This is a genomic window from Ruegeria sp. R13_0 (assembly GCF_017743995.1).
Classification (GTDB): domain Bacteria; phylum Pseudomonadota; class Alphaproteobacteria; order Rhodobacterales; family Rhodobacteraceae; genus Ruegeria.
Window position 1 is genome coordinate 1 of record NZ_JAGHRB010000001.1, and the last position, 22,109, is coordinate 22,109.

At 54.3% G+C, this 22,109-nt stretch carries 26 protein-coding genes, 1 tRNA gene and 1 pseudogene; 17 read left to right on the top strand and 11 right to left on the bottom strand.

Annotation, left to right across the window (positions count from 1 at the left end; translation table 11 throughout):
• Window positions 1-359: 359 nt before the first annotated feature.
• The 6 genes from J7394_RS00005 to J7394_RS00030 all read left to right on the top strand — a co-directional run bounded on the left by J7394_RS00005 (window position 360) and on the right by J7394_RS00030 (window position 6,159).
• Complete coding sequence (locus J7394_RS00005; protein ID WP_209250111.1) at window positions 360-1,589, top strand: site-specific integrase; 1,230 nt, start codon at window positions 360-362, stop codon at window positions 1,587-1,589.
• A 501-nt stretch (window positions 1,590-2,090) separates the two neighbouring features.
• On the top strand, window positions 2,091-2,285 hold the full coding sequence (locus tag J7394_RS00010; RefSeq protein ID WP_209250113.1) for a hypothetical protein: 195 nt from the start codon (window positions 2,091-2,093) through the stop codon (window positions 2,283-2,285).
• Between the two features lie 120 nt (window positions 2,286-2,405).
• The gene (locus J7394_RS00015) at window positions 2,406-2,780 is read left to right on the top strand and encodes a hypothetical protein (protein ID WP_209250115.1); all 375 of its coding nucleotides are present in this window, start codon (window positions 2,406-2,408) and stop codon (window positions 2,778-2,780) included.
• Between the two features lie 97 nt (window positions 2,781-2,877).
• On the top strand, window positions 2,878-3,735 hold the full coding sequence (locus J7394_RS00020; protein WP_209250117.1) for a toprim domain-containing protein: 858 nt from the start codon (window positions 2,878-2,880) through the stop codon (window positions 3,733-3,735).
• Window positions 3,732-5,240, top strand: a complete 1,509-nt coding sequence (locus tag J7394_RS00025) for a YfjI family protein (protein ID WP_247747977.1) — start codon at window positions 3,732-3,734, stop codon at window positions 5,238-5,240. Before J7394_RS00020 ends, J7394_RS00025 begins: the two co-directional genes overlap by 4 nt.
• A 349-nt stretch (window positions 5,241-5,589) precedes the next feature.
• Window positions 5,590-6,159: a hypothetical protein gene (locus tag J7394_RS00030; protein ID WP_209250119.1), complete on the top strand. Its 570-nt coding sequence runs from the start codon at window positions 5,590-5,592 to the stop codon at window positions 6,157-6,159.
• A gap of 313 nt (window positions 6,160-6,472) precedes the next feature.
• Here J7394_RS00030 and J7394_RS00035 read toward each other — a convergent pair whose 3' ends face one another.
• From J7394_RS00035 to radC, 3 genes are all read right to left on the bottom strand, one after another.
• Window positions 6,473-7,012, bottom strand: coding sequence for a hypothetical protein (locus J7394_RS00035; RefSeq protein WP_209250120.1), 540 nt, complete (start codon window positions 7,010-7,012; stop codon window positions 6,473-6,475).
• 128 nt (window positions 7,013-7,140) lie between these two features.
• Window positions 7,141-7,536 (bottom strand): thermonuclease family protein, encoded by a 396-nt coding sequence (locus J7394_RS00040; protein WP_209250121.1) that lies wholly within the window; start codon window positions 7,534-7,536, stop codon window positions 7,141-7,143.
• Between the two features lie 6 nt (window positions 7,537-7,542).
• Window positions 7,543-8,460 carry a DNA repair protein RadC gene (gene radC / locus J7394_RS00045; protein ID WP_247747978.1) on the bottom strand — a complete coding sequence of 306 codons (918 nt, stop codon included), beginning with the start codon at window positions 8,458-8,460 and terminating at the stop codon, window positions 7,543-7,545.
• A 161-nt stretch (window positions 8,461-8,621) separates the two neighbouring features.
• On the opposite strand from radC, the gene J7394_RS22815 reads away from it, so the two are divergent.
• Window positions 8,622-8,807 (top strand): hypothetical protein, encoded by a 186-nt coding sequence (locus tag J7394_RS22815; RefSeq protein WP_247747979.1) that lies wholly within the window; start codon window positions 8,622-8,624, stop codon window positions 8,805-8,807.
• Window positions 8,808-8,916: 109 nt separating this feature from the next.
• On the opposite strand, the pseudogene J7394_RS23075 reads toward J7394_RS22815, so the two are convergent.
• A pseudogene (locus tag J7394_RS23075) lies at window positions 8,917-9,240 on the bottom strand (SH3 domain-containing protein); the annotation flags it as partial.
• Between the two features lie 223 nt (window positions 9,241-9,463).
• Between J7394_RS23075 and J7394_RS00055 the strand changes: the two are divergent.
• The 4 genes from J7394_RS00055 to J7394_RS00065 are packed head-to-tail and all read left to right on the top strand — an operon-like array spanning window position 9,464 to window position 13,963.
• Complete coding sequence (locus J7394_RS00055) at window positions 9,464-9,895, top strand: hypothetical protein (protein ID WP_209250124.1); 432 nt, start codon at window positions 9,464-9,466, stop codon at window positions 9,893-9,895.
• Window positions 9,886-10,125, top strand: coding sequence for an HGGxSTG domain-containing protein (locus tag J7394_RS23080; protein ID WP_371811901.1), 240 nt, complete (start codon window positions 9,886-9,888; stop codon window positions 10,123-10,125). Before J7394_RS00055 ends, J7394_RS23080 begins: the two co-directional genes overlap by 10 nt.
• Window positions 10,125-11,987 carry a D-alanyl-D-alanine carboxypeptidase family protein gene (locus J7394_RS00060; RefSeq protein WP_209250126.1) on the top strand — a complete coding sequence of 621 codons (1,863 nt, stop codon included), beginning with the start codon at window positions 10,125-10,127 and terminating at the stop codon, window positions 11,985-11,987. Before J7394_RS23080 ends, J7394_RS00060 begins: the two co-directional genes overlap by 1 nt.
• Window positions 11,987-13,963, top strand: a complete 1,977-nt coding sequence (locus J7394_RS00065; protein ID WP_209250128.1) for a hypothetical protein — start codon at window positions 11,987-11,989, stop codon at window positions 13,961-13,963. Before J7394_RS00060 ends, J7394_RS00065 begins: the two co-directional genes overlap by 1 nt.
• Here the strand turns inward: J7394_RS00065 and J7394_RS00070 are convergent.
• Both J7394_RS00070 and J7394_RS00075 read right to left on the bottom strand, forming a co-directional pair.
• Complete coding sequence (locus J7394_RS00070) at window positions 13,945-14,157, bottom strand: hypothetical protein (RefSeq protein WP_209250130.1); 213 nt, start codon at window positions 14,155-14,157, stop codon at window positions 13,945-13,947. The two genes, J7394_RS00065 and J7394_RS00070, sit on opposite strands and share 19 nt — an antisense overlap.
• 1,094 nt (window positions 14,158-15,251) lie before the next feature.
• Window positions 15,252-15,578 carry a hypothetical protein gene (locus J7394_RS00075; RefSeq protein WP_209250132.1) on the bottom strand — a complete coding sequence of 109 codons (327 nt, stop codon included), beginning with the start codon at window positions 15,576-15,578 and terminating at the stop codon, window positions 15,252-15,254.
• 804 nt (window positions 15,579-16,382) lie between these two features.
• Here J7394_RS00075 and J7394_RS00080 point away from each other — a divergent pair.
• Window positions 16,383-16,976, top strand: a complete 594-nt coding sequence (locus tag J7394_RS00080; protein ID WP_209250134.1) for a hypothetical protein — start codon at window positions 16,383-16,385, stop codon at window positions 16,974-16,976.
• Between the two features lie 207 nt (window positions 16,977-17,183).
• Here J7394_RS00080 and J7394_RS00085 read toward each other — a convergent pair whose 3' ends face one another.
• Window positions 17,184-17,588, bottom strand: a complete 405-nt coding sequence (locus J7394_RS00085; protein ID WP_209250136.1) for a type II toxin-antitoxin system PemK/MazF family toxin — start codon at window positions 17,586-17,588, stop codon at window positions 17,184-17,186.
• Entirely contained in the window at window positions 17,585-17,836 is a 252-nt protein-coding gene (locus J7394_RS00090) for a helix-turn-helix transcriptional regulator (RefSeq protein WP_209250138.1), read from the bottom strand. The genes J7394_RS00085 and J7394_RS00090 overlap by 4 nt, the downstream gene beginning before the upstream one ends.
• 115 nt (window positions 17,837-17,951) lie before the next feature.
• On the opposite strand from J7394_RS00090, the gene J7394_RS00095 reads away from it, so the two are divergent.
• From J7394_RS00095 to J7394_RS00115, 5 genes are all read left to right on the top strand, one after another.
• A complete protein-coding gene (locus J7394_RS00095; RefSeq protein WP_209250140.1) occupies window positions 17,952-18,518 on the top strand; it encodes a hypothetical protein in 567 nt (188 codons plus the stop codon).
• 11 nt (window positions 18,519-18,529) lie between these two features.
• The gene (locus J7394_RS00100; protein ID WP_209250142.1) at window positions 18,530-18,733 is read left to right on the top strand and encodes a hypothetical protein; all 204 of its coding nucleotides are present in this window, start codon (window positions 18,530-18,532) and stop codon (window positions 18,731-18,733) included.
• 11 nt (window positions 18,734-18,744) lie between these two features.
• A complete protein-coding gene (locus J7394_RS00105; RefSeq protein ID WP_209250144.1) occupies window positions 18,745-19,107 on the top strand; it encodes a hypothetical protein in 363 nt (120 codons plus the stop codon).
• Window positions 19,108-19,118: 11 nt separating this feature from the next.
• Window positions 19,119-19,559, top strand: a complete 441-nt coding sequence (locus J7394_RS00110; protein ID WP_209250146.1) for a hypothetical protein — start codon at window positions 19,119-19,121, stop codon at window positions 19,557-19,559.
• 252 nt (window positions 19,560-19,811) lie between these two features.
• Window positions 19,812-20,444 carry a hypothetical protein gene (locus tag J7394_RS00115; protein ID WP_209250148.1) on the top strand — a complete coding sequence of 211 codons (633 nt, stop codon included), beginning with the start codon at window positions 19,812-19,814 and terminating at the stop codon, window positions 20,442-20,444.
• Between the two features lie 175 nt (window positions 20,445-20,619).
• On the opposite strand, the gene J7394_RS00120 is transcribed toward J7394_RS00115, so the two are convergent.
• The 3 genes from J7394_RS00120 to J7394_RS00130 form a co-directional block, all read right to left on the bottom strand.
• Entirely contained in the window at window positions 20,620-20,964 is a 345-nt protein-coding gene (locus tag J7394_RS00120; protein WP_209250150.1) for a hypothetical protein, read from the bottom strand.
• Between the two features lie 345 nt (window positions 20,965-21,309).
• Window positions 21,310-21,385: transfer RNA gene (locus J7394_RS00125), tRNA-Thr, on the bottom strand.
• A gap of 317 nt (window positions 21,386-21,702) precedes the next feature.
• Window positions 21,703-22,086 carry an MAPEG family protein gene (locus tag J7394_RS00130; protein WP_209250152.1) on the bottom strand — a complete coding sequence of 128 codons (384 nt, stop codon included), beginning with the start codon at window positions 22,084-22,086 and terminating at the stop codon, window positions 21,703-21,705.
• Window positions 22,087-22,109: the final 23 nt, after the last annotated feature.

Here is a 22,109-nt window from a genome sequence, read left to right on the forward strand (position 1 = left end):
AAAGTACTTTTCTGTGTCGGTGAACTGCACGGCCAACTCACGCGGCGACAGATCGCTTTCCTTCAGAGCCAGGTCCTTGATCTTCTCACGCATCAGCTGCGGAATGCGGTTCCAGACCCGTGATGGCATTTATCGGCTTGTTTTCTTTGAAAATATGGTGATTTGCAAGGTGAAGTGGTGCCCCCACACGGCACTGAACACAGCCCTCTCTATGCCTCAGAGTGCATCAGGGATGATATTTTTATCAAACAAAAACAAAGGTAGTATGCGGTTTGTTAGTCAAGGTGCCTCACTATGCGTCTTGATACCGCAGAAAAAACAGGGGATAAAACGGGGGACATGAACGCGAAGAGGGGATAATGGCCGGGTCACTCTATAAGCTGAGCGCTGCGACGGTCCGAAAGGCTGGGCCGGGAAAGCATAGCGACGGGGGCGGGCTGTATCTCTATCGGCTGGCGTCAGGTGACCAATGGGTGTTCCGATTCACTATCTCGGGCAAGCGCAAGGAAATGGGTCTAGGCGGGTTTCCCGGCGTGTCACTGGCGCAGGCTCGTGAAATGGCGGACGCCTATCGCGGGATCGTCAAGCGCGGCGGCAACCCTATTGAAGTCCGCAACGCCGAGAAAGCGCGGGCGGCGGCGGATCAGGTTGCCAGCGACCCGAAGGCCAGAGAGCGGCGACTGCTGAAGAACATCGCGCCCGAAGCCTTCAAGGCCCGCAAGCCCCAACTAAAAGGCGATGGGGAGGCAGGGCGCTGGTACAGCCCAATCAAAACGCACATCCTGCCCGCGTTGGGCGAAAAGCCGGTTGAGGAAATCACTGGTGCCGTCATAGCAGATGCTCTGCGCCCGATATGGCACACAAAGACCGACGTAGCCCGAAAGGCGATTACCCGGCTGGATGCGTGCTTACGGCATGCCCGCGCGAATCGAATGGAGATCGATCGACACGCCATAGAAGACGCGCGTGAACTGCTGGGGAAGCAGGTTCACAAGGCTCAGAACATTCCTTCAATGAACTGGCGAGAAGTTCCAGGCTTCTACCAAACCCTTGAAGGAGGCGGCACGGTTCAGCTCGCTCTACAGTTGCTGATCCTTACTGGACTGCGCTCAAGGCCGATCCGCTTTGCGCAAAGCAATCAGATAAAAGGGAATGTCTGGACCATTCCGGCGGAACTGGTGAAAGGGCCGCGCGGGAAAACTGATGAATTTCGCGTGCCACTATCTGTAGAGGCGCTGAGGGTTGTAGATCTTGCGAAAGAAACTGCCCGCGATGGCTTCTTGTTTCCGGGTGTACGTAAGGGCGTCATCAGTGATGCCAGCATGTCCCGGCATATGGAGCGGTTGGAGCTTGAGGCCCGCCCGCACGGGTTCCGGTCCAGCTTTCGCACGTGGGCCGATGAAGCCACCAATACGAGCTATGAAGTGAAGGAAACAGCAATCGGCCACAAGGTCGGATCAGCCGTATCACGCGCTTACCAACGGTCCGATTATTTCGATGAACGGTTGCTACTGGCTGAGCGTTGGGCAGCATATGTCACGGGTGCGGAATCCAAGGTGATACCAATTTCGGGGGCGACTAGTGTCTAGGCATCAAAACAGCTATCGAGAGAGTTCCCCAAACTTCGTCGCCGGGTTATCCCCAAAAGATACCAGAGCTATCCCCAAAAAGATTGGATTTCCACAATATCTTGCATCACGCGATAGCTTGACCACTCAATGCAGCAGCAGTACTCTGGGATGGTCAGTACCTTTCAGGGGAAAGCAATAGGAACAGAGGGGCGTCTGTCTCGCCAAAGCCAGGACGCCTCTCTGTTGAAACCGAAACCATCGAGTAGAAGGCTCGGAATAAGATGACACCAGAGGGATGCATTGCGAAAGCCGGTATCGTACAGGCTCTCTTCGATCTCCCCAGTGCAGCGGATGACATTCGTCATATACCCGCTGGTTATTTGTACTCACCTGCGGATAGGAATGTAAACAAGAATTTTCGCTCGTGGCGAACGCTTTTGCAGTGCATTCATCCAATTGGTGCCAAGAATATTAGCTGTCATCTCTGCTCCGGCCTCTGCATGTCCAAAGGAAAAAGACATGGCAGAAGACGCTAAGAAACCTAGAAACCTGATCCGCATCAAGGATGCAATTGAGCAGTATTCATTGAGCCGGTCCACATTCGACCGTGCTGCCAATGCTGGTTTCATTACCAAGCATTCAGTAGGCAATGCTGCGTTCGTAGATACGTATCAGATTGATGCGTGGATCACAGGTGAAAGCCAGAGCGCTTAAACGAAACCCGCGCCAATGGGGCAACATTGGGCACGGGCTATTTCGTTATATCTTGTAACGGCTTGGAACTAGCTCAGCATACAATGTTCGTCTCTCGCGCGCAAGCGGAGCAGATAAAAAATGGCTGTACATACAGGCAGTGAATTCAAATCAGAGCGCCCCCCAGCGGGCACACTGTGGGTAACAGGCTGGCATTGCCTGAAATCCAAACTAGGAACTTCAGAGTATCTTGTCGAAAGTGAGGGTGCGGAGCCGCGTTCGATACTCATCGGCAAGAACAAGAAACGCATTCTAGAGGCCCTCATTGATGGCCCGATGTATTGCGCGTCGCCCTGCCGTTTGTCGCACTACATCATGCTTTTGCGCGATGACCACGGGATCAACATCGAAACCGAGTGGTTTAGCAATGATCCCCGCACCGGGCGCGAACGCTTTGGCATCTATGTTCTGAAAGACAAGGTGACCCGGATCGACCGGCAGGAGGTGCGCTCATGAGTACCTTTAGCCGTCAAATCCAAGTACTGCGCCGCAAAGGCATCTCTGAAGCCGCTGCACGGGTGATTGCCCTGCTGTACTTTGGGGAGGGACGCCAATGAATGGTCACGACCTGACATACAATCTCGGAGGTGTGTGGCGCAACGGAAAGGGGCAAGCACCCTGTCCCTGTTGCCAACCTGAACGCCGCAAGGATCAAAACGCCCTGTCCATATCGGAATCCGGTGGCAAGCTGCTGCTGTATTGCTTCAAGACCGGGTGCGGATTTCGGGACATCGCAGACGCGGCAAACCTACCTCCCAACTCTGCGCAGGTAGATCCGCAGGCGCAGCTTGAAGCGGATCAGAAACGCCGGGAGTACGAACAGCAAAAGCTGAATCAGGCGCGTGGTATTTGGGAGGCATCCAGACCCATCGAGCGCACCAAAGCCGAGGCGTATCTAAGAGGACGGGGCATCACTTGCCCCTTACCTCAATCCCTGCGTTTTGCTCCTGACATCTTCCATGGCCCGTCAACGTCATGGTGCATGGCAATGGTTGCCAGCGTATCAACTGGCGGCATCCACAGGACGTTTTTCGACAAGCGGGGTAACCGCCTACAGAAGAACGCGAAGATGATGCTAGGCCCCTGTTCTGGTGGGGCAGTACCCCTATCAGAGGCTCAAGGGCCGCTTGTGGTGTGTGAAGGCATAGAAACCGGCCTATCCCTGTTGTCTGGGCTTCTGAGCGAGCCTGCGACGGTTTGGGCCACACTCAGCACCAGCGGAATGAAGGCCCTACGCCTGCCGGACAAGCCGGGGGCGCTGACTATCGCGACAGATGGTGATCCAGCCGGACGGGAAGCGGGCAACGCGCTTGCATCTCGAGCGCATGCCCTTGGCTGGAATGTATCGTTGATGCCCGCACCAGACGGGCAGGACTGGAATGACGCCCTGACAGAGGGAGCAGTGAAATGACAGACAAACGCAACCCAAACATTTTGCCTTTCGACCCCACATCGCAATGGCCCGATCCCGATATGAACTTTGGTCAGCCCAGCCGCCCGGCTGCACCCACTATGAACGACGCTGACTTCAATGAGGTCTTCGGGCCTTGGGCTGGTTGGATCAAAACAGCAGCCGAAGTAAAGAACGTTCCGAGCGATTATGTAGCGATGACACTTCTAAGTGTTGCGAGTGCTGCAATCGGGAATACCCGCTGGGCTGTACCGTGGAATGGATGGAAGGAACCCCCTGTTCTTTGGTCCATGTTGGTAGGAGATCCATCTGCGGGGAAAAGTCCTGCCCTGGACAGCGTGCTTGACCCTGTCAAAGAGATTGAGCGCATCCTGTCAGAAGAATACCGGCGCGCACGTGATGAGTGGGACGGCGAAAATGAACTTGCGTCGTTGGCGCTGGCACAATGGAAAGCTGACGCAAAAGCCGCGCTGGCTGAGGGCAACGAACCACCACAAAAACCTGATGAGGCAGACGCTGGACGGCCACCAGTCCGTGAACGGATTAGCATAACGGACATCACGACCGAGAAGGTCGCGGATCTGTTGTCGTCTACATGGCGCGGTCTATTGCTGGCACGTGACGAACTATCAGGCTGGCTTTCCAGCATGGACCGATACAACGGGGGCGGCGACCGTCCTTTCTGGCTAGAGGCCTACGGTGGGCGTAGTTACACCATCGACCGTAAGAACAGCCCTGAGCCAATTGTCGTTGACCACTTGAGCGTTGCCATTGTCGGCGGCACTCAACCGGACAGATTGGCAGAACTCCTAGTGAAAGCTGATGACGACGGGTTGCTAGCCCGTTTCATGGTTGTTTTCCCCGATCCCGTACCCATAGCAAGACCCAGTTCTGCCCTAGATGAACACCGGATGACAGAAGCGATAAACCGGCTTCGCAGTCTGCCTCATGCGATAGAGGAAGATGGGGGCAAGCGCCCTTTCTTTGTCCACTTCAGTGAAGCGGGGGCCGATACGTTGCAAGGGTTTAGGGAGCAATGTCGCGGCTGGGAGGCTGGCGCGTCTGGATTGTTCAAGAGCCACATTGGCAAAATGCCGGGGCTTGTTGTTCGGGTCGCCAATGTTCTGGCTCATCTGGATTGGGCCGCGTCTGAAGGCACACAGTACCCCTCTGAGATTGATGAAACGCACGTTGGTCGTGCTTGCCACTTCGTAGGGGAATACCTTCGCCATCACGCCTACCGAGCATATGGCGCGGCGAAGGTTCCGGCTGAGGTCGAAGGTGCTCAATCCATTGCCAGCGTGATCCGCTCGGAAGGTCTGAGGGTCTTCAAGGCACGTGATATCTATAATCGCCGTCGCACAGGCCTGACAAAATCCCAGCAGGTCAAAGCCGCAATATCGGTCTTAATCGAAGCTGATTGGCTGCGTGAGGTCCGCGCCGCGACCGGCGGTAGCCCGAGTGTCGACTATGCCGTTAATCCCAAGCTGGAGGTGGGTAAATGAGCAGATGGTTAGACATAGCGCGTAAGGCCAAAGAATACCCCGGCTCTTACCCCGGCACCCAGCAAGAACCATTAAAAAGGGGTGGGGAGAAACGGGAACGCGGCTTTTTGCTGGTTTCTAGTGGGTGCCGGGTGGATGAGAGGGAAGGGCTACCCGCTCAATTAAATCTCGCTCAGCAACCCCCAAATCTGGGACCAGTGCCCGACAAGGTTGGCGTTGGCGGCAGACCCGTCACGTGGACAGGCAAGGTTGTCAGCCTGGAGGATTGGCGAACCCTGACAAAGTGGGAGCGTCACGGCCCGAACGGGCGCGTTTGGAATGGAAAAACTCAGCAGTGGGAGCAGGCAAAATGAGTAAAGCAAAGCAGAGCAAAGAACTGACGGAAGCAAATGACAGGACCGTCAAGACTAAAGACCTTCCAAAAGTTGGCGTAGCGTTTGGCGGCTCTAACAGCGAGGGTCAGGTTGTGTCCCATAGCGAAGGGGCATTGAACAAGATATTCGGCACGGATGACGACAACCTAGCAGCTGCGCTTACTCAGCAAAGCTTGAAGGTACTGGGTAAGTGGGAAGCGGGTGACGGACCGCAAGGCAATGACGAGCGCGACTTTATGATGTCGATTATTTCTGACCTCGGCCCCCAAGATGCAATCGAACGAATGTTGGCAGTTCAATTGGCAGCAACCCATATCGCCACAATTCGGCAAGCCGGTTGGTTGGCAGGGTCAGAGAACCAAATGCAGCTCGATGGACGAGGCAACGGCTACAACAAGCTGGCAAGAACCTTCGCAGCACAAGTGGAAACCCTGCGCAAGCACCGCAATGGTGGAAAACAAACAGTCACTGTTCAACACGTCAACGTTGAGGACGGCGGACAAGCCATAGTTGGCAATGTCGAGACCGGGGGGAGTAAGAAATGAAAGACAACCCCAACCCCATGCAAAAGGCTCATGCGGCCCCGCGATGCACGGCCACATCAAAACGCAGTGGCCTTCCTTGCAAGAATCCTGCGGTTAAAGGCTGGTCCGTCTGTCGGATGCATGGCGCGGGCGGTGGTCACGGTCCTGGCAAGGCGAACCCCGCGTACAAGCACGGGATGCGCACCAAAGAGGCCCAGGAGATGAGGAAAGATATCAATGAGCTTACACGAATGTCTCGTGTACTTGGCAAGCTGGTTGATGATGGTGGGCAATCAGCCTAGTTTTGGAATCGGCCCCTTTCCACCCGGCACCTTTAACCTAAGTCGTTGACTAGTCCGACCTTTGCTTCAATGAAGTCTTTAAGCTCCTTCACGGCGTGAACTGCCCCACCCAAAACTGGATTAGCCGCAGCGATTACAGATTGAAGCGAACCAAGTATAGAATTAACGAGTTTTAGTAGATACTCGAGTATCTTTCGAATTGGGCGATATCCAAACCAGGTAGGTTGCGTCGAATTTGCCAATTCAAGCATCTCTTGAGATGAATCTGTCAGGGTGTTTAGTTTGTATCTTAGGTTTGGGCCGGTTAGACCGCCAGTAAACAGCGTCCTATCGTCTGCGACTGAAATTCCTTCTTCGATCATTCTGAAAGCCCGGACGTTTTTTACCAAATCGTAGTAGGCTGAGCGTAGCAATTCTATCTCAGCGTTGAGAACACCCTCCATTACTCCGGGCATAAACTGTTCTTCGACAATATCCCCCAGAAACTTCTCCAGTTGGATAGTGAATTCGTAGAGTGCTTTTTTTGAAAGCTCGACGCTGGGGTCTTCTGGTAGCCTGATTTCAAATGGCATTAACTTCCTCCCTAATAAGTTACGGTATTAGTCTTTCTTTTCAAACAGGTCCGTCCTCAAACAACATGGACTTCTTGAAACACTAGTTTAGCAAACACTTTTCTTTCAAAGTTTAGCTGTGGTGAGTTCTATCGACAATAACCGGCCCTCTTTAGCCGTGATTTAGCTGCTGACGTCTCAAGGTGCCTATATCGGCCACCAGAGTACCGTCGGCAGTCTAGCGCATGTCCAGCAGCGATAACAGCCGCTCCGATGTCCTGACCATCCGCATAGCAGACACCAACCCAGCGGTCATGGGTGCGTTCACCGTTCAACTGACAGGAGATAGATTTTCCACGAAGATAATTGACCATCCAGCGCTTGGCGTCCTGCCCTGAACGTGTACCCAGCTCGGGCGCATCGACGCCGTTCAGCCTAACCGGAGTGCCGTCCACAACGATTGTGTCAGCGTCTCGGACGTGCAGGGAACCCGCAATAGCTGGGACAGCCAGAAACAGCGCAGTGGTGAATATCAAGTATTTCATAATTCGCTAGAGAAACCCGTTGCTTTTGAAAGAGTATTCCTCCTTTTTCCCGACAATAACATGGTCATGTATCAAAATGCCCAATGTGTCACAGGCGTCCTGTATGCGCTCAGTCATTTCGATATCCGCCTTGCTGGGGGTCGGATCTCCTGACGGATGGTTATGGACCAAGATTAGTGAGCTGGCGTTGAGTTCCAAAGCACGTTTAACGACTTCACGCGGATAGACTGGTACATGGTCGACAGTTCCTCTTGCCTGTTCTTCATCAGCAATCAAGACGTTTTTGCGATCCAGGTACAGAACACGGAACTGCTCTACCTCGCGATGCGCCATTGCTGTGCGACAGTAGGTGACCAGTGCTTCCCATGATGACACGACGTCCCTTTTCATAACCTGGGCCTGCGCCATCCTGTGCCCGAATGCCTCGACCACTCGGAGATGATAATAGACCCAATCGGTTGCACCTTCGACCTGAAGAATACGATACTTGGACGCAGCAATTACGCCGTTTAAATCTCCAAACTCAGCCAGGAGGCGCTTTGCCAGCGGTTTGACGTCAATCCGTTGAATCGCATTAAATAGCAGTAACTCAAGCAGTTCGTATTCAGGCATTGGCTCGTGGCCGCCCTTAAGGAAGCGTTGCCTCAGCCGCTCTCGGTGCCCCCAATAGTGTGGCCTCTTAGCCCCGTCATCCCCTTTGACCAGGCCGCCACCAGCAGCATTTTTAGGTGATAGCCGGTCACGGTTGACATAGGCGGGCGCGTAGGCGGGTTCCAAAACTGCGTCAGGTGGTGGAGTGCGGGCTTCCAGATCCTTCAAGCCTTGCAAAGCATCTTCCGAAAAACCGCTCTGCCCATCGTATTTGACCAGCTTGCCGAACCGTTTCTTGTCTCCGGCAATGACCTGTTTGAGGTGGTCAAGCATTTGGCTTTTCATCACTGCACCCGTTCTTGTCGCCTATCAAGTGAGATTGCTCAAAGGTTGGTTAATGAGTGGTAAACTCAGTTCGGACGCGCCTCGGCGCTCCACCTTGCTTGCACCCTGTTCAGAACGGTGTGACGGCACTGGTAGAAAGCTTCAATTTGATGCTCCCCGTTGCCGCGCGAGATACGACCTCAGTCTTCGGTCTGACACGTCGCTATCGTAGCAAATCGGACTGTAGCCGCCCGGCTTCGACCATGCGCTTCGTTTACCGCAACGGCGTCCGGCACGGTCTGTGTTGTATGGGCAAGGGCATGATCCCGGATATGCTGCGATACTTTGCCGAATGATTGCTTTTCGAGCTGCTTGAAGTTCGCGCGTAGTAGGAGCGGCAACGGTTCTGGTGTTGGCTTTCGTAGTTTGTTTTTCCTGCGCAGGGATTGACTTAGAGAGATACCTTGAAGACATCCATCCCGTGCCCAAAGACGAAACGATTTGCGTCCATTCTCCTTTGTCAGACATCAGTCGAACGCGAGCACCTTTGTTCAATTGCCCTTGTTTTCCGTGAAAAGTGCCGGGGCCAACGCGTTGGTTCACACGATCCCCTGTCACGTAGAGATACGTAGCGCTATCCGCCTGGACCGGAGCAGACGGCAGTTTTCGCGATTGCGTGGTCGGTTCACCAAGGCTCCCGAGCCAGTAAACTGCTCCGACTAATGCGAGTATCCAAATGGAGTACTTAATCACCAAGCTCTCAATAAAACAAAGATACAGATACTGCATTTTTGCATGCTTGAGACTTCGCGCCAAATGCACTGCGCACAACCGCCTCCGAACTAAGCAATATTCCTTTCCGCAATGATGGAAAGCCAGCACTGAAATCTAAGAGAAATATCCGGTAGGCATAGTCGTGTTTTGATGCCGCACACCTCACCTATGTTCCCGTCCCGTTCTTGCTTTTGTTGGGGTAATATGGTACCTCCTCTCTAGAACGTGAGGGCAAGATATGGCTGCTTCAGCAGAGGTAAATCAACGGATGGAACAGAAGGCGAAACGTCTTTTACCGTTCGATTTGTATGAACCAGAAGAGTTTGATGAGTTGGCCGGTGATGCGGCAGAACTGATCCGCAGCGGTCAAGTTCAGTATTGGCAGCACGGCGCATCGGTCGGTGTGTTCACAATGAGCGTTGTGACTGATGTTTGGCAGTTTCAATATTGCTATTACCCCGAGGTTGAGGCCAAGGGCGAACCGGACGAAGAATTGAAAGCCGTTCTCAACGCTTTCTGGGACGCCGAAAAGCCCGACTACATCACTGGGCAGACCGCGACCGATTGGCCCAGTATCTCGCTGATGCAGTTGCTCGGGTTTCGTCAAATTGGGGTGCTGCCGCTCGCAGACGGCCCCGTTCTGTCGTGGGGGTATCGCCAATGTCACTAGTTGAAACCAAGATATGCGGTGCGAAACTTCCCGACGGATCTCAATGCATGGCGGAACCAGTACCCGGCAAGAATCGCTGCCACAGGCACGGTGGGGCATCGACGGGCGCTAAGACGGCAGAGGGCCGCAAACGTCAATCAGAAGGCGCAAAAGCGCGTTGGCGAGAAATTCATCAAGCGTTGGCCATGGCACAGGCCAGACACAATGCAGGCACAGAGGCAAAAACATAATGTTCAAGGGATACAAAGGGCCGCAGGATTCCGGCTACATCTTCGGCGGTGATACAGGCATCACCCACAAGCAGCTACAGACCAAGCGTCAGATTGCGCAAATGATGGCAGCAAATCTGGGGCAACGCGCACCTCAAAACATTGGCGAAGGTCTTCACGCCATCGGTAACGCTCTAGCAGTTCGAAAGCTCAACAAGCAGATTGAACGAGGTGAGGCACAGGGGCAGGAAAAGGCCCGTGGCTTGATTGCGGCTGCGCTTCAGGGGCGCAAGCCTGAGCCTTACGCATCCAGCTCCGGCCCCATGACAATCAATGGCATTCCTCCACGCTCTGAGGATCAGGCGATTGGCGATGAGACCATGATGGCCCTCGGACGGCATGACATGGTTGGCGCGTCTGACTTCGACTTCAACAGTTATGCCGTAGGTGGCGCAGCAACTCGGGGTGACAGCTTCACAGGGCTGCAAACAGAAATGCAAACCGCACTCATGCCATTCCTGCAAGCAGCGGATCGGGAACTAGGCCCTGGAGCGCTCAAAATCACCTCTGCCTATCGTTCGCCCGAGCTTCAGGCGCAGCTATATGAGGCTGCGCTGCAAAAATATGGCTCGCCAGAGGTGGCACGTAAATGGGTCGCGCCTCCGGGCCATTCTCAGCACAACAAAGGCACTGCAATTGATTTTGCAGGGGCTGATGGTGGCCTGCTGCGCGACGCTAACAGCCGTGAGGCGCAATGGATCAAAGCCAACGCGGGCAAGTATGGTTTGGCCGTCCCGATGGATTGGGAGCCTTGGCAGGTGGAATTGGCGGGTGCGCGAGGTCAGGCTCCGGCTCAATCGGCCCAACCACCCCAGCAAGACTACAGCGCCTTCTATGAAGCCCTCTCAAGCCCATGGGTGGATCAAAGCCAAAAGGCGATGCTGATGGCAGAGTTGGAAGACCGCAAGGCAGCAGACAATCGAGCCTATGACCGCTGGTCGCAACAGAATGACCCGATGCGTCAGCTTCAGTTGCAAAAGGCTCAGCTTGAGCTTGAGCAGATGCAAAACCCGCAACCAGGGTTCTCTGTCCTGACACCTGAGCAGGAAACCCAGTACGGACTAGATCCGGCTGGAACCTATCAACAAGGCGCGAATGGCAAAATCTCGCAGATTGGCGGCAGTAAGTCGAATGTGAATGTCTCGGTTGGCCTTGGCTCTAACGGCGAACAGACACAGTATTCGCAGCCCGTCACACCAGCGCAGAAAAAGGTGGATGAAGAGTTTGCGAAAACCTATGTGCCGTGGTCGCAAGGCGGTGGGGCAGACATGGCAAGTCAGATTGCCCAGATTGAAACCGTCGCGGATCAGTTGGAGAACGGCAACGCCAACCTCACAGGCCCCCTTCTCGGTAGCCTGCCTGATGTTATCGGCGCAGCAACCCATCCCAAGGCAGTCTCCGCTCGGGAAACCGTTGAAAACGTGGTTCAGCGCAATCTACGGCTTTTGCTGGGCGCGCAGTTCACGGCCAAAGAGGGTGAGCAACTGATTGCGCGCGCCTATAACCCGCGCCTGCCAGAGGAAGAGAACGCCAAACGCTTGCGCCGTCTGTCTCTGGCTATGAACGCCGCCGCACAGGATACGCAATCCCAGGTGGACTACTACCAGCAAAACGGCACTTTGACGGGCTGGCAGGGGCATCAGTGGACGATTGCAGACTTTGAGGCCGCTATCGACGGATCGGGGCAGACAGACGCCACGCAGCCACGCTCTGACGCGACACAACCGAATACCGGCGGGCCGCAAGTCGGAGCAATCGAAGACGGCTACCGCTTCCTCGGTGGTGATCCGCAATACCCTGACAACTGGGAGCAAGTGAACTGATGGCTGGACCCTGGGAAAAGTACAAAAACGCTCCGAGCAAACCGAAAGGTAAGCCTTGGGAAAAATATGCCGACAATTCAGAGCCTCTAGGCGATGGGTCTACCGTCGCCCCATATGAGCCGTCTCTGTTCGAACGAGCGATGACCGGCTTGCGTCAAGGTGGGATTGTTCCGCGAGCCAATATCCGGGACTTCGAAGCCATCGGAGCTGGTGCGCGTGCCGCAGTAGATACAGCCTTGTTCGGGTTTGGCGACGAAGCACAAGCACTGGTTAAAACCGCCGGTCCTGCGGCCTACGGCTTGCCGCCTGGGCTGTTCGGACATGAACCGGAAAGCTTCAGCGAAAACCTTGCCGAGGAACAGGCGCGTTCAAAATCGGCGCGGGTTCAAAACCCAACAGCCTCCACAATTGGCGACGTGGCAGGCCTTGCAACAGGTGTTGCGGGTATCGGCAAGGCTGGGCTGAGTATGGCCGCAAAGGCAACCACGCCGGGTAAGGTGATAGGTGGGTCTGTTTTGGACGGTGGGCTATATGGAGGACTTGCCGGGTTCGGTCACACTGATGGCGACCTTGCGGACCGTGGAGAGGGCTTCGTAGAGGGCGCGGCCATTGGTGCCGCCGTGGGTGGTACAGCATCAGGCCTGACAGCCGCTTTACCTGCTGCACGTGGCTACCTTGCCCGTCGTGTGGGTCAACCTGAATCACAGGCAAAGGCCCGCATTGCACAGGCCCTGACACCTGACGCTGCGGCCAAGTTGGATGAACTCGGCCCCGATGGCATGGTTATTGACGCTCTGGGCGAGCGTGGGCGCGCTCTGGGGCGTTCTGCGGCCAATTCCAGCCCAGAGGCCCGCGAAATGCTTGAAACGGCCTCACGCGCCCGTATGGCGGGCCAGAGCGACCGTTTGACCGATAGTCTATTAACGGCTTCCCGTATGGATGCGCCGCAATCGGTTGATGACTTGGTGTCTGGTATTCGCAAGCAAACCCGCCCAGGTATCAACGCGGCCTATGATGAGGCCCGGTCGCTGGGCCATGACATCGACATGAGTGCCTTTGATGACCTGTTTCAGACGGACATGGGTCGAAAGGCGTTGGAACAAGGTCAGCGGCTTGCAAGGGACCGGATGGCTGCAGAGGGCATTGCAGGCGAACCGTCTTCCCTGGCTATTCTGGATGAAGCCAAGAAAGCGCTGGATGACATGGCGCGACCTGCTCTGGGTCAGGGTCCGAACAATCAGCAAAGCATTGCGGGGATGCTGTCCAAGCAGGTTCGTCAGCGCATTGATGACCTTATGCCTGAATATGGCGGTGCCCGTGAGTTGGCGGCTAGCGCACATACCCGCATGAACGCCGTAAACATCGGTGCAGAGGGCGCAAAGCCCCGAGTACCAGTCGACTACGCCCGCCGTGCGGAAAAGGCAGCATTCGCTCACCCTGACGAAGTTGCGCAGGGCTATGCGTCCGGTAAAATCGACCAACTTCAGAACCGCAGGGACACACCGGGTGTTGTTGATACCCTGTTTGGACCACGCCGCCAGCAGGACGCCATGCAAGCCGCTCTTGGTCCAGATGGTGCAGCAGCAGTCCAAAAACAGATTGCCAAAGAACGAACCTTTGGGGAGACCCATCGAGCCTTGACCGGCAATTCGACCACTGCGCGCCAGTTGATTGAACAGAGCCTGATAGGCGGCGCTGGTGGCGGACTGGGCCTTGCGACCACTGGAGACGTTACAGGCGCAGGGGGTGGTGTAGCAGCGGCCCTGTTGGCCCGTCATGGCGGCGCAGCGGCTCTGAGGGGTGCAACGGCTGGTCGTGAGGCAAAGGTTGCCCCTGTCATCGCAAAGATCCTTACAGACGCGGGGTTGCCCGCCAGTGTTCGGAATGCGGCCACAAAGGCCCCGGACAAGGTGAAGGAAGCGATAGTGCGGGCGCTGATGCTGAACGGCGTAGGGCCTCAGTTGAAACCCGAATAAAGGATATAGGCTCCGTACAGCGCGGGGCCTACTACCATTCCGAGTGAGGCAAAGCCGATAGCGAACCAGCCAAGCGGAGAAAGCTGTCTTTCGGTGTCCGTTGCCACACCCCAGACCGCCCAGCAGGCCACAGTGAATAGCGCCGCCGTAGCCATCACGACGCAATAGAGTTGGAAAATGGATAGATCAGCCACTGTCATGCCATCAAGATGGACGCTGCCGAAAGCGCTGTAAAGTCCGCGAGGGGGGTTAGTTTCTAGTAGCACTATCTTTTCAGCAGCTTAACCCGCCTATGAATGCCAAAAAAAACAGGAGTTCTAGACATGCCAGGACCGGAACCCGGAACCGTTTGGATAGAGGAGTGGGACGGTCGGCTGCATGCCATGTTTCAATGCTACTTTTGGAGCGGGAACACAGGCAACCGAGCCAAGCGGGCAAATGCTATGCTGCGCCGTGTAAAGCAAGGCACATGGGTTTGCCGCTGGTGCGGTGATGAACTGCCCGACTATCTCAGGGTAGATGCACAGTCTTGCTCTGAGGGGTGCAGGAAGCGGGCGGCACGGGAACGGCGAGAACGTAGGGCCGCAAGAAGCTGAAATCAATGATTCCAACACCTTGCCATGTAGCATCATGGTTTTTTCCAGAGCCGGAAAGAACCTCGATCCACTAAAGTAGTGGCAGATAGTGACGCAGCATCTGTTGAAGATTGTTGAAACCAATGAACCGTTTTCCGAGCCGGTCTACGGGGCCGAGGTGCGAGATTCGCTCACCCTAAGATTACCCTAAGGTTGGCTGATGGTATTCCGGCCCAACCGCCAATGGCGGACGTACCCTAGATTGAATCGAGGGGTGAACGATTTGTGCACCCCTTCCTCAAGTCAACCGCCCCAAAGTTGACGATGGTCAAGAGGCCACTCATTCGACTGTTTCGGCGAAATATGTTACTTTGCGGTACGTTTTTTGCTTTGGAGATTGTAATGGAAAAGATTGCTGAAGTTCCAATTTGCGTTTCAGGCGGGATAATTCCTGCTGGCTTTTCGTTTTGCCAGGATGGTGCTACGCACATCATTTAGACTGCAACATTTGGCGGTATCCGCCTTGTGCCAATCAACGATTCGGTGAAGAAGCAGCTTGAAGAATTCGAGCACGCGAAGGTGATTGTCAGCGTTTGCGGCTATCCCAGAACATCGGCCCTCTGCACACATCTGGAGGTGTACTTTGTCGGGCTGGCTAGTGCTGTGGGACCAGCACTTGAGAAAATTGCTGAACGGTAGAGCCGAACACGTGGCTAGGCGAAAGCAGCTTTGGGTGCGGCGGCGGAAATCGGAACGCTGAGTTCCGAAGCTCTAACTTTCTCATGCTCAGTACCTCTAATGGCGTCTCTGGCTTCCTGGGTGACGCCCTCAGCGCGGGAAATGGCGCGCGTTATGGTCGATTTGTTCACGCCCGTCTTTTCGGCGGTGTCGGCAGCAAAACCCTTTTCCTTTTTGGGCGGCTTCTTGTATCCGATTTCGACTGGAACAAGTTGTTCCACCCGATCTTGACGGGCAATCCAAAGTTCTTTTCGCTTCGCCAAGTGCTCTGCCATCTGCGTTGGCGTCAGTTCCGAACGCATCAGGTTTTCGTCAGATCCGAATACCCAACACCCGCCAATTCATGCTCGAAAGCGGTTTTCAAATCCGCCGTTTTGGTTTTCGTGTGCAAAATCGCCCGAGGCAGCTTGTAGCCGTGTCAGTGGTACATTCGTTTCAGTGCAACGCGGACCATAGCAGAGGGAGCCTGAGTGAGGGAAAGAGGCATAGGACGACCAGCCCTAGCGCTTGGCTAGAGTTGGTCCCGCTGCCTTGCCTGTACCATAGCGTCGGTCGCCGTCGGTCAGTCAGAGGCCCGTTGGTCGCATAGGGGAAACGCCGCCGGTCGATTGCTACTTGCGAAAGCCTTCCCTGGCCTCCGGCAACCCCGCTTCAATCTTTCGGACTGCGGTTGGGTTTTGGTTGCGCCCATTGGTAACCCGTTGTTCCTTGCCGCCAACGTCTGTGAACCACCCAGCAAGGTATCATCCAGATACACCGATAATCCGCATTTGTCCAGCATACGTTCCACTTTTGGCCTCCATATGTTGCGGAATTTTTCTCGCTGTGTTATTGCTTGCCATGTGAACCACTACCCGTACCCACGGGTCCCGCCCTGCACCAGTTGCGTCTGGTGTGGGGCTTTCTATTGAGGCCTCTCCAAAATTGGATACCCCCCCTGCAGCCGTTTAGCGGTTTTAGCAGGGGTAGGCCGTCAATTTCAGCTTTCTGCTTCGTACGACTTGCACGCTTCGCAGCCCTAAATCGCGCCATGAACTAAAAAGGGAGGAAGTGTTGCCTTGAGCGGTTTCGCTGGGCATGATTGAAGAATACCTGAAGGATTTGATATGAGACGTTTTTTCATCTGGACCTGCTTTGCGGCCACGTTTGTAGCGCTTCAATTTCCTTTTCCTGCCTCAATTGTAGTTGCTGAGGAAACGGTGGTTTGGAGCGACAATATAAAAGGTTGGCACATAGCGGTTGATAGGACGACCGGCGATGGCTGTTTCATGGTTACGGCCTACGAAGGTGGCACCTATCTACGCGGCCAAATACTCCCGTCTGAGCAGGCCTTTGCGCTTATGATTGGAAATACAGACTGGCGATCTATTGAGTCGGGAAAACTCTATGACCTGACTGCTACCTTCGGTAGCCGAACGCCATGGAAGGGTGAGGCGCATGGGTTCTGGATTGGCGAATCCCCGTTCCTGTCTTTGCAAGTTCCCTTTGAAAGTGGACAAGCAGCGGAGTTTATTGACGAGTTTATGAGACTCTCTGTTGTGGACATAGGCTATGAGGGAAAAAGCATAGCCACTTTGAAGCTCAGCGGAACTTACGCCGCGATGTTGGAAGTAATGGAGTGCCAAAGGCAGATGTTTGAAAGCATCCCCGAAATTGATCCATTTGCCTCAAGCGGTAATGATAAAGATCCGTTCGACTAAGAAAACAATGGTAGGCGTTATCGTTGCCCTCGCATCACGGACGCCATCAAAGCAAAGGCCCCGCCGAAGCGGGGCCGTATTCAGCACTGGCCTGGGACTTGCTTTCGTCTGAATGGCCAGTGGCCCTTGGTAGGGTCTTAATGCGGATGCTTTGCAGCAGTGCCGCCACGCAATCATAAATAAGTATGACGGGCCTTGTTGTCAAACCTACAGACCCAGGCTTCGTAACACGCAATTACTGATATTCTCTAAATGAACGCTGGATAGAGTATTCAACTGATATTGCCGCTTCCCGGTTCGATCCTTCCCCAGCATGAGCAAATCAAGCCTATGCCAGCCCACGGCGCAAACCATGTCACCTTTGACCCATCGAGACTTATGCCCCCACCTTGGCGGCAACTGGAACGGTATAGCCAATTCATAGTGATACGGCATCACGGGGTTAGGTTCTGTGGTGCTGAGAGGTACGACGGTACATAATCCAACCCGCGCCTTTATTGGCGGTGAAATCACCACGCAAAGGCGCTTTTTGACCATTTCGGGACTCTTGAACCCCTTGTCAAAATCAGCGGAAACAATCGTGCCCCGCTTGGGGTGGCGAGTTATGCTCACTGGCCGTCCACACCCCGTTCTGAGAACCGGACGCCCGCGCCCCCGCCATTCTCGGGGATGAACTCTATACCAGCGGCCTCAAAGGCAGTTACTGCGGCATTCTGATTGCCGACACTGAGACGCTTTGTTCGACCACTCTCAAAGCTGCGCAACGTGTCCACTGAAAGCCCGGACGCCTCAGCCAGTTCTTTTACTGACCACTGCTTGAGTCCTCGGGCTGCTTTGCAAAGCTCCTGTGTAAGCTCCATATCGCCATTTCCTACATAAAATTTGTTTCTAGCTACACAAATAATGTTGACACTAATGGCGTAGCACCTTACATATAACATGTAGGAATTGACAAACAAGGTAAGGGTTTCCGCCATGTATGACCGTCAGAACATCATGAACCGCGCTTGGGCCATCATGGCAGGACGTAAGTTCAACCGGATCATCTGGCGCAATGCACTGTGGCAGGCATGGGGCGAAGCCAAAGAGGCGGTACGCCGCGCCAACATGACCGAGGCGGACTACATCCGCGAAGCCATGAACATGCTGGACAACAAAGACACATGGACCGAGGCAGACTATCGCAAGCGCAATGAACTGGTAGCGGCACTAGAGGCCGCGCTGGACCACGAAGCGCAGGCAGAGGCCTATGCTGAAAAGCGTGACCTGATTGCCAAGGCAAAGGGCCGGTTCGTTTCTGTCACCTTCACCAAGAAAGACGGGACCGAACGCACGATGCGCGTACAGCCCGCCACCCTGCGCCAGCACGTCAAGGGCGATGCTGCGTCAGAAGCGGCCCGCAAGGCCATCGAGACCCGCACACGTCGCCATCCTCACCTGCTGTCAGTCTGGGACGCTGAGGCACAGGCCCCACGCTCTGTGAACCTCGCAACCGTGTCCCGCATCGCGGCTGACGGACACATTCACACATTCACTCAATAGGAGGGCCTTAGATGGCAACCGAGAACACAATGACCCGTGACCAAATGCAATCAGAGGCGCTGGTTATCAAAAGCCTGTTGAACGCGACGATGGCTCTGCGCAACGCGCCTGATCCCAATGACGAAGCAATCCTGCTGATCGAAATGGCGCATCAGCGCTCAGCCAAACTCAATGCGGCTCTGGACGCTGTGAACTCCCAACCCTCCGCAACATGAAAGGTTCCACAATGATTGACCGCCGCACATTACTTCAGGCCGCACCCCTTGCAGCCTTAGCTACTTGTTCGACTGCCAGTGCAATAGGGGCTGATCCTCATCGCGCTTGGGCCAATGAACATAAAGAAATGTTCGACCGACTGTTCGCCCCGAGCGCACCTGACCTTGATTCTGACAACCCTGATTGGGTGCGTTGCAAGGAAATCGAAAGGCGCATCTGTACAGTACCAGCAACGACGCCTGACGGTGCAGCGGCGCAGTTGGAATTTGCCATGAGCAATGAGGCCAACTTTGACCTGACGGGCGGTGTCGCCGGGGATCTGGACGGCCAAGTCCTGCGCAACGTTCTCGCCACCTTGAAATCCCTGACCTGAGAGGAAAGCACATGACTATTCATCGTAGAACAATGCTGAAATCGAGCCTGCCCGTTCTGGCCGGGGCAATTGCAACTGGCGCAGTCGCCAACACCATGACCGGCAACACCGAAGCAACAGAAATCCAGCGCCTCTATTCCAAGTGGCAAGACCTCGGCAACCGCTATGGAGGTGCAATAGACGAGAACAACGCGCACGCAGAGCGCCTACAGGCCCAGAACCATCCCGACCGCCACGGGCTGGTAGAGGACCACTACAAAGAGTGCGTTGAGCCTCTCTGCGACGAGTTCATGGCACTAGAAGACAAGATGATGGAAATTCCATCGCGGGACTTCAAAGACCTAGCTATCAAAGGCCGGATATCAGCTCGTTCTGACGGGGTTATTGATGACAAATTTCATCAGCACATTCGCAAAGATGCAGATAGGCTGCTGGGACCAGTGAACATTTGAACGGGCGTGTACCATCTTCATAGAGACCGCCCCTTCAAACGGGCGGTGTCCTCTTGGTTGATGACCAGTCGGGTCTCTATCTGCATGGTGCTGGGGTCTGTATGTGGGTCGCTTTTAACAAACGGCTTCAAACACCAGTTTATCTTCGCTTTACTAGTTAACTTGGCCAGACCGCTCTATGTTTCCTGCATCTGCCTCACTGTACATTAAGCAAAAACGTATTTCTTCAAGGGCTGGCCAACGGAGGGAAAAATGAATTTTTTTGAATACTATGGTGTTACAGAAGAGCTTGGCATTTTAGTGTTTTCCGTTTCGACAGGTGCCTTGCTGGCACTTTTTTTTGAAAAGGTCACAATAGGGCCAGCAGGTTTTGAAGGGATGGGCAGCAAAGTGAGGCGCATCGTTCTATGGTGTGCACCGATTATGATGGTCGCCTCTTCGGTATCGTTTCTCCCAATATTTCCAAGAGAAATATACATGAAACACCCCTCGCAAGCAGAACGTGAGTTTAGAATACTGGTAGATCGAAATGGACGAGTGGTGAGTGGTGAGGACCGAACCAGGAACAACACGCTCGAAACAGTCAGCGCCTCCGGCGAACGTGGTGAAACACTATCTGGCAGCACCAACGTGATATATGAAGCAGTCGATGGTCGCATCTCCCCTACCAGCGCTTGGATTAAGTGGGTTCATACCGAGCCGCAAAAACTAACTGACAAGTGTTGGACCGAAAGGGTCATGACTTACGAAATCAATGGGGGCAAGCTGATCCCCAAAACTAATAAATCAACCTTTGAGACAGACAGAGTAAAATGCACAGGTAAAGACTTGAGTCTTGTTGAGGAAAACTACGACATCTATTGGCCGCTGCCATTCCAGAATTGAGGAAGTCGCCATTCGAATAAACGGCCATCAAACTGTCTTCGCCACATCTGCAATTCAAGTCGGCATTTGTCCGATTTACTGCCGACGCTTTTAGAAGGCTCCAGCTTGCAGCCGGTCTAGAAATGGGCCGGTTGTTTCATGTCGCGCCCGCTTTCTAGCGGAATTTAGCGGGCTTTCATTCAATAGTCTCAGGTTGTGTAGCCAGATGCTCCCAGCCTACCCAGTTTTGCTCTTTCTCACTCCAAAATAGATCCAGTCTGCGCCATAGCTCGTCGGCTTTCTCTATCATGAATTCTATATTGGACAGTATGTCTGCGGAAAACGTGATGTGTTCGAAGTCGTCCGTGACCATCTCGACAGCGCCTTCGTCTGCAAATCGCAGCATAACGACATCCAGTTCCAAGTCCGAAAAGAATGCGACTACGGACGGTACTCCGCTGCCGTCGTCGATGATGATTGGTTGATTCAACGGGAATCCTCCGGCCATCATTTGAAGCATCTTCTTAACAGTTTCGTGCATCTGAACCCATTTCACAGCAGGCAGTATTGAGTCTAACGACGCTATGGATACTGGATCAAGGGCGGGTCAAACTGGGTCGAGCTTTCCAGTATCAAGGAAAGTCGAATAGCGGGAATAGCATCACTTTGTGGCTTTTTGCTGGTTTCTGATGGGTGCCGGGTGGGGGGGGACCTGACAAAACCTGACATTAGGCCAGCCATTTTATAAAGGCAGAAAATGGGCGGAGCGCATGCGACCCAGGCTCAAAAGCCGAATCTGTATCAGTGACAAATCGGGGGACAAATCAGGGGATACAGTAGGGTTTTTTTGAGAAGCCTTTATTTATCAATTGGATGTGGGTAAAAGTGGTGCCCCCACACGGACTCGAACCGCGGACCTACTGATTACAAATCAGTTGCTCTACCAGCTGAGCTATAGGGGCACTTTTTGAACTTGGTCCTTCAGTGCAAAGCCAGATCTTTTTGTTCAGATCAAGCCACGAAAGGCTAAGTTCCAAAAGTTAGGGCGCTACCTTGAACATTTGGGTCTATGTTCGTTGGGCAACGGCCAACTGGATGAGCAGGCGTATATGGCAAAATTTTTTGGCCCGCAACCCGCTAATTTACTCAGTTTGCAACGTTGTTCATACACTCCGATTTTAACTGGATGCGGCCAATGGAACCGTTGGCATCCGTCCGTCGCAGCTTGATCGCATCGGGTCGAAAAATATAGGCGTTCGCCAAAAAACGGATGCTTGGATCAAAGCGCCAACACGAGGTTCGCAATTGCTGCAACGAGGATAGCTGTGAAGGTCAGGACCATCCCGATCTGACGCAGAATCACGATCTGCGGGCTGCGGCCAAAGCCGTAGGCGTGCGACAAGCGACCGCCCAGCAGGCAGAGGCCCAACAGGTTCAGCATCAGCGCTCCGGCGCCCTGAAGCTCGACCATGGTGATCAACAGCAGTGCAAGGGGCGTGTATTCGATGAAGTTGGAGTGCGTCCGGATCACCTTGAGCATGTCCGGCTTGCCACCATCGCCATAGGAAACCTTGTCACTGCGGCGCTGACTTATGACCAGGAAGCTCAGAACAATGTAAAGGATCGCCAGTAAAGAGGCGTAGATTGGGGTGATGGACAGCATCGTGTTCCTCCTGAGTATGAAAA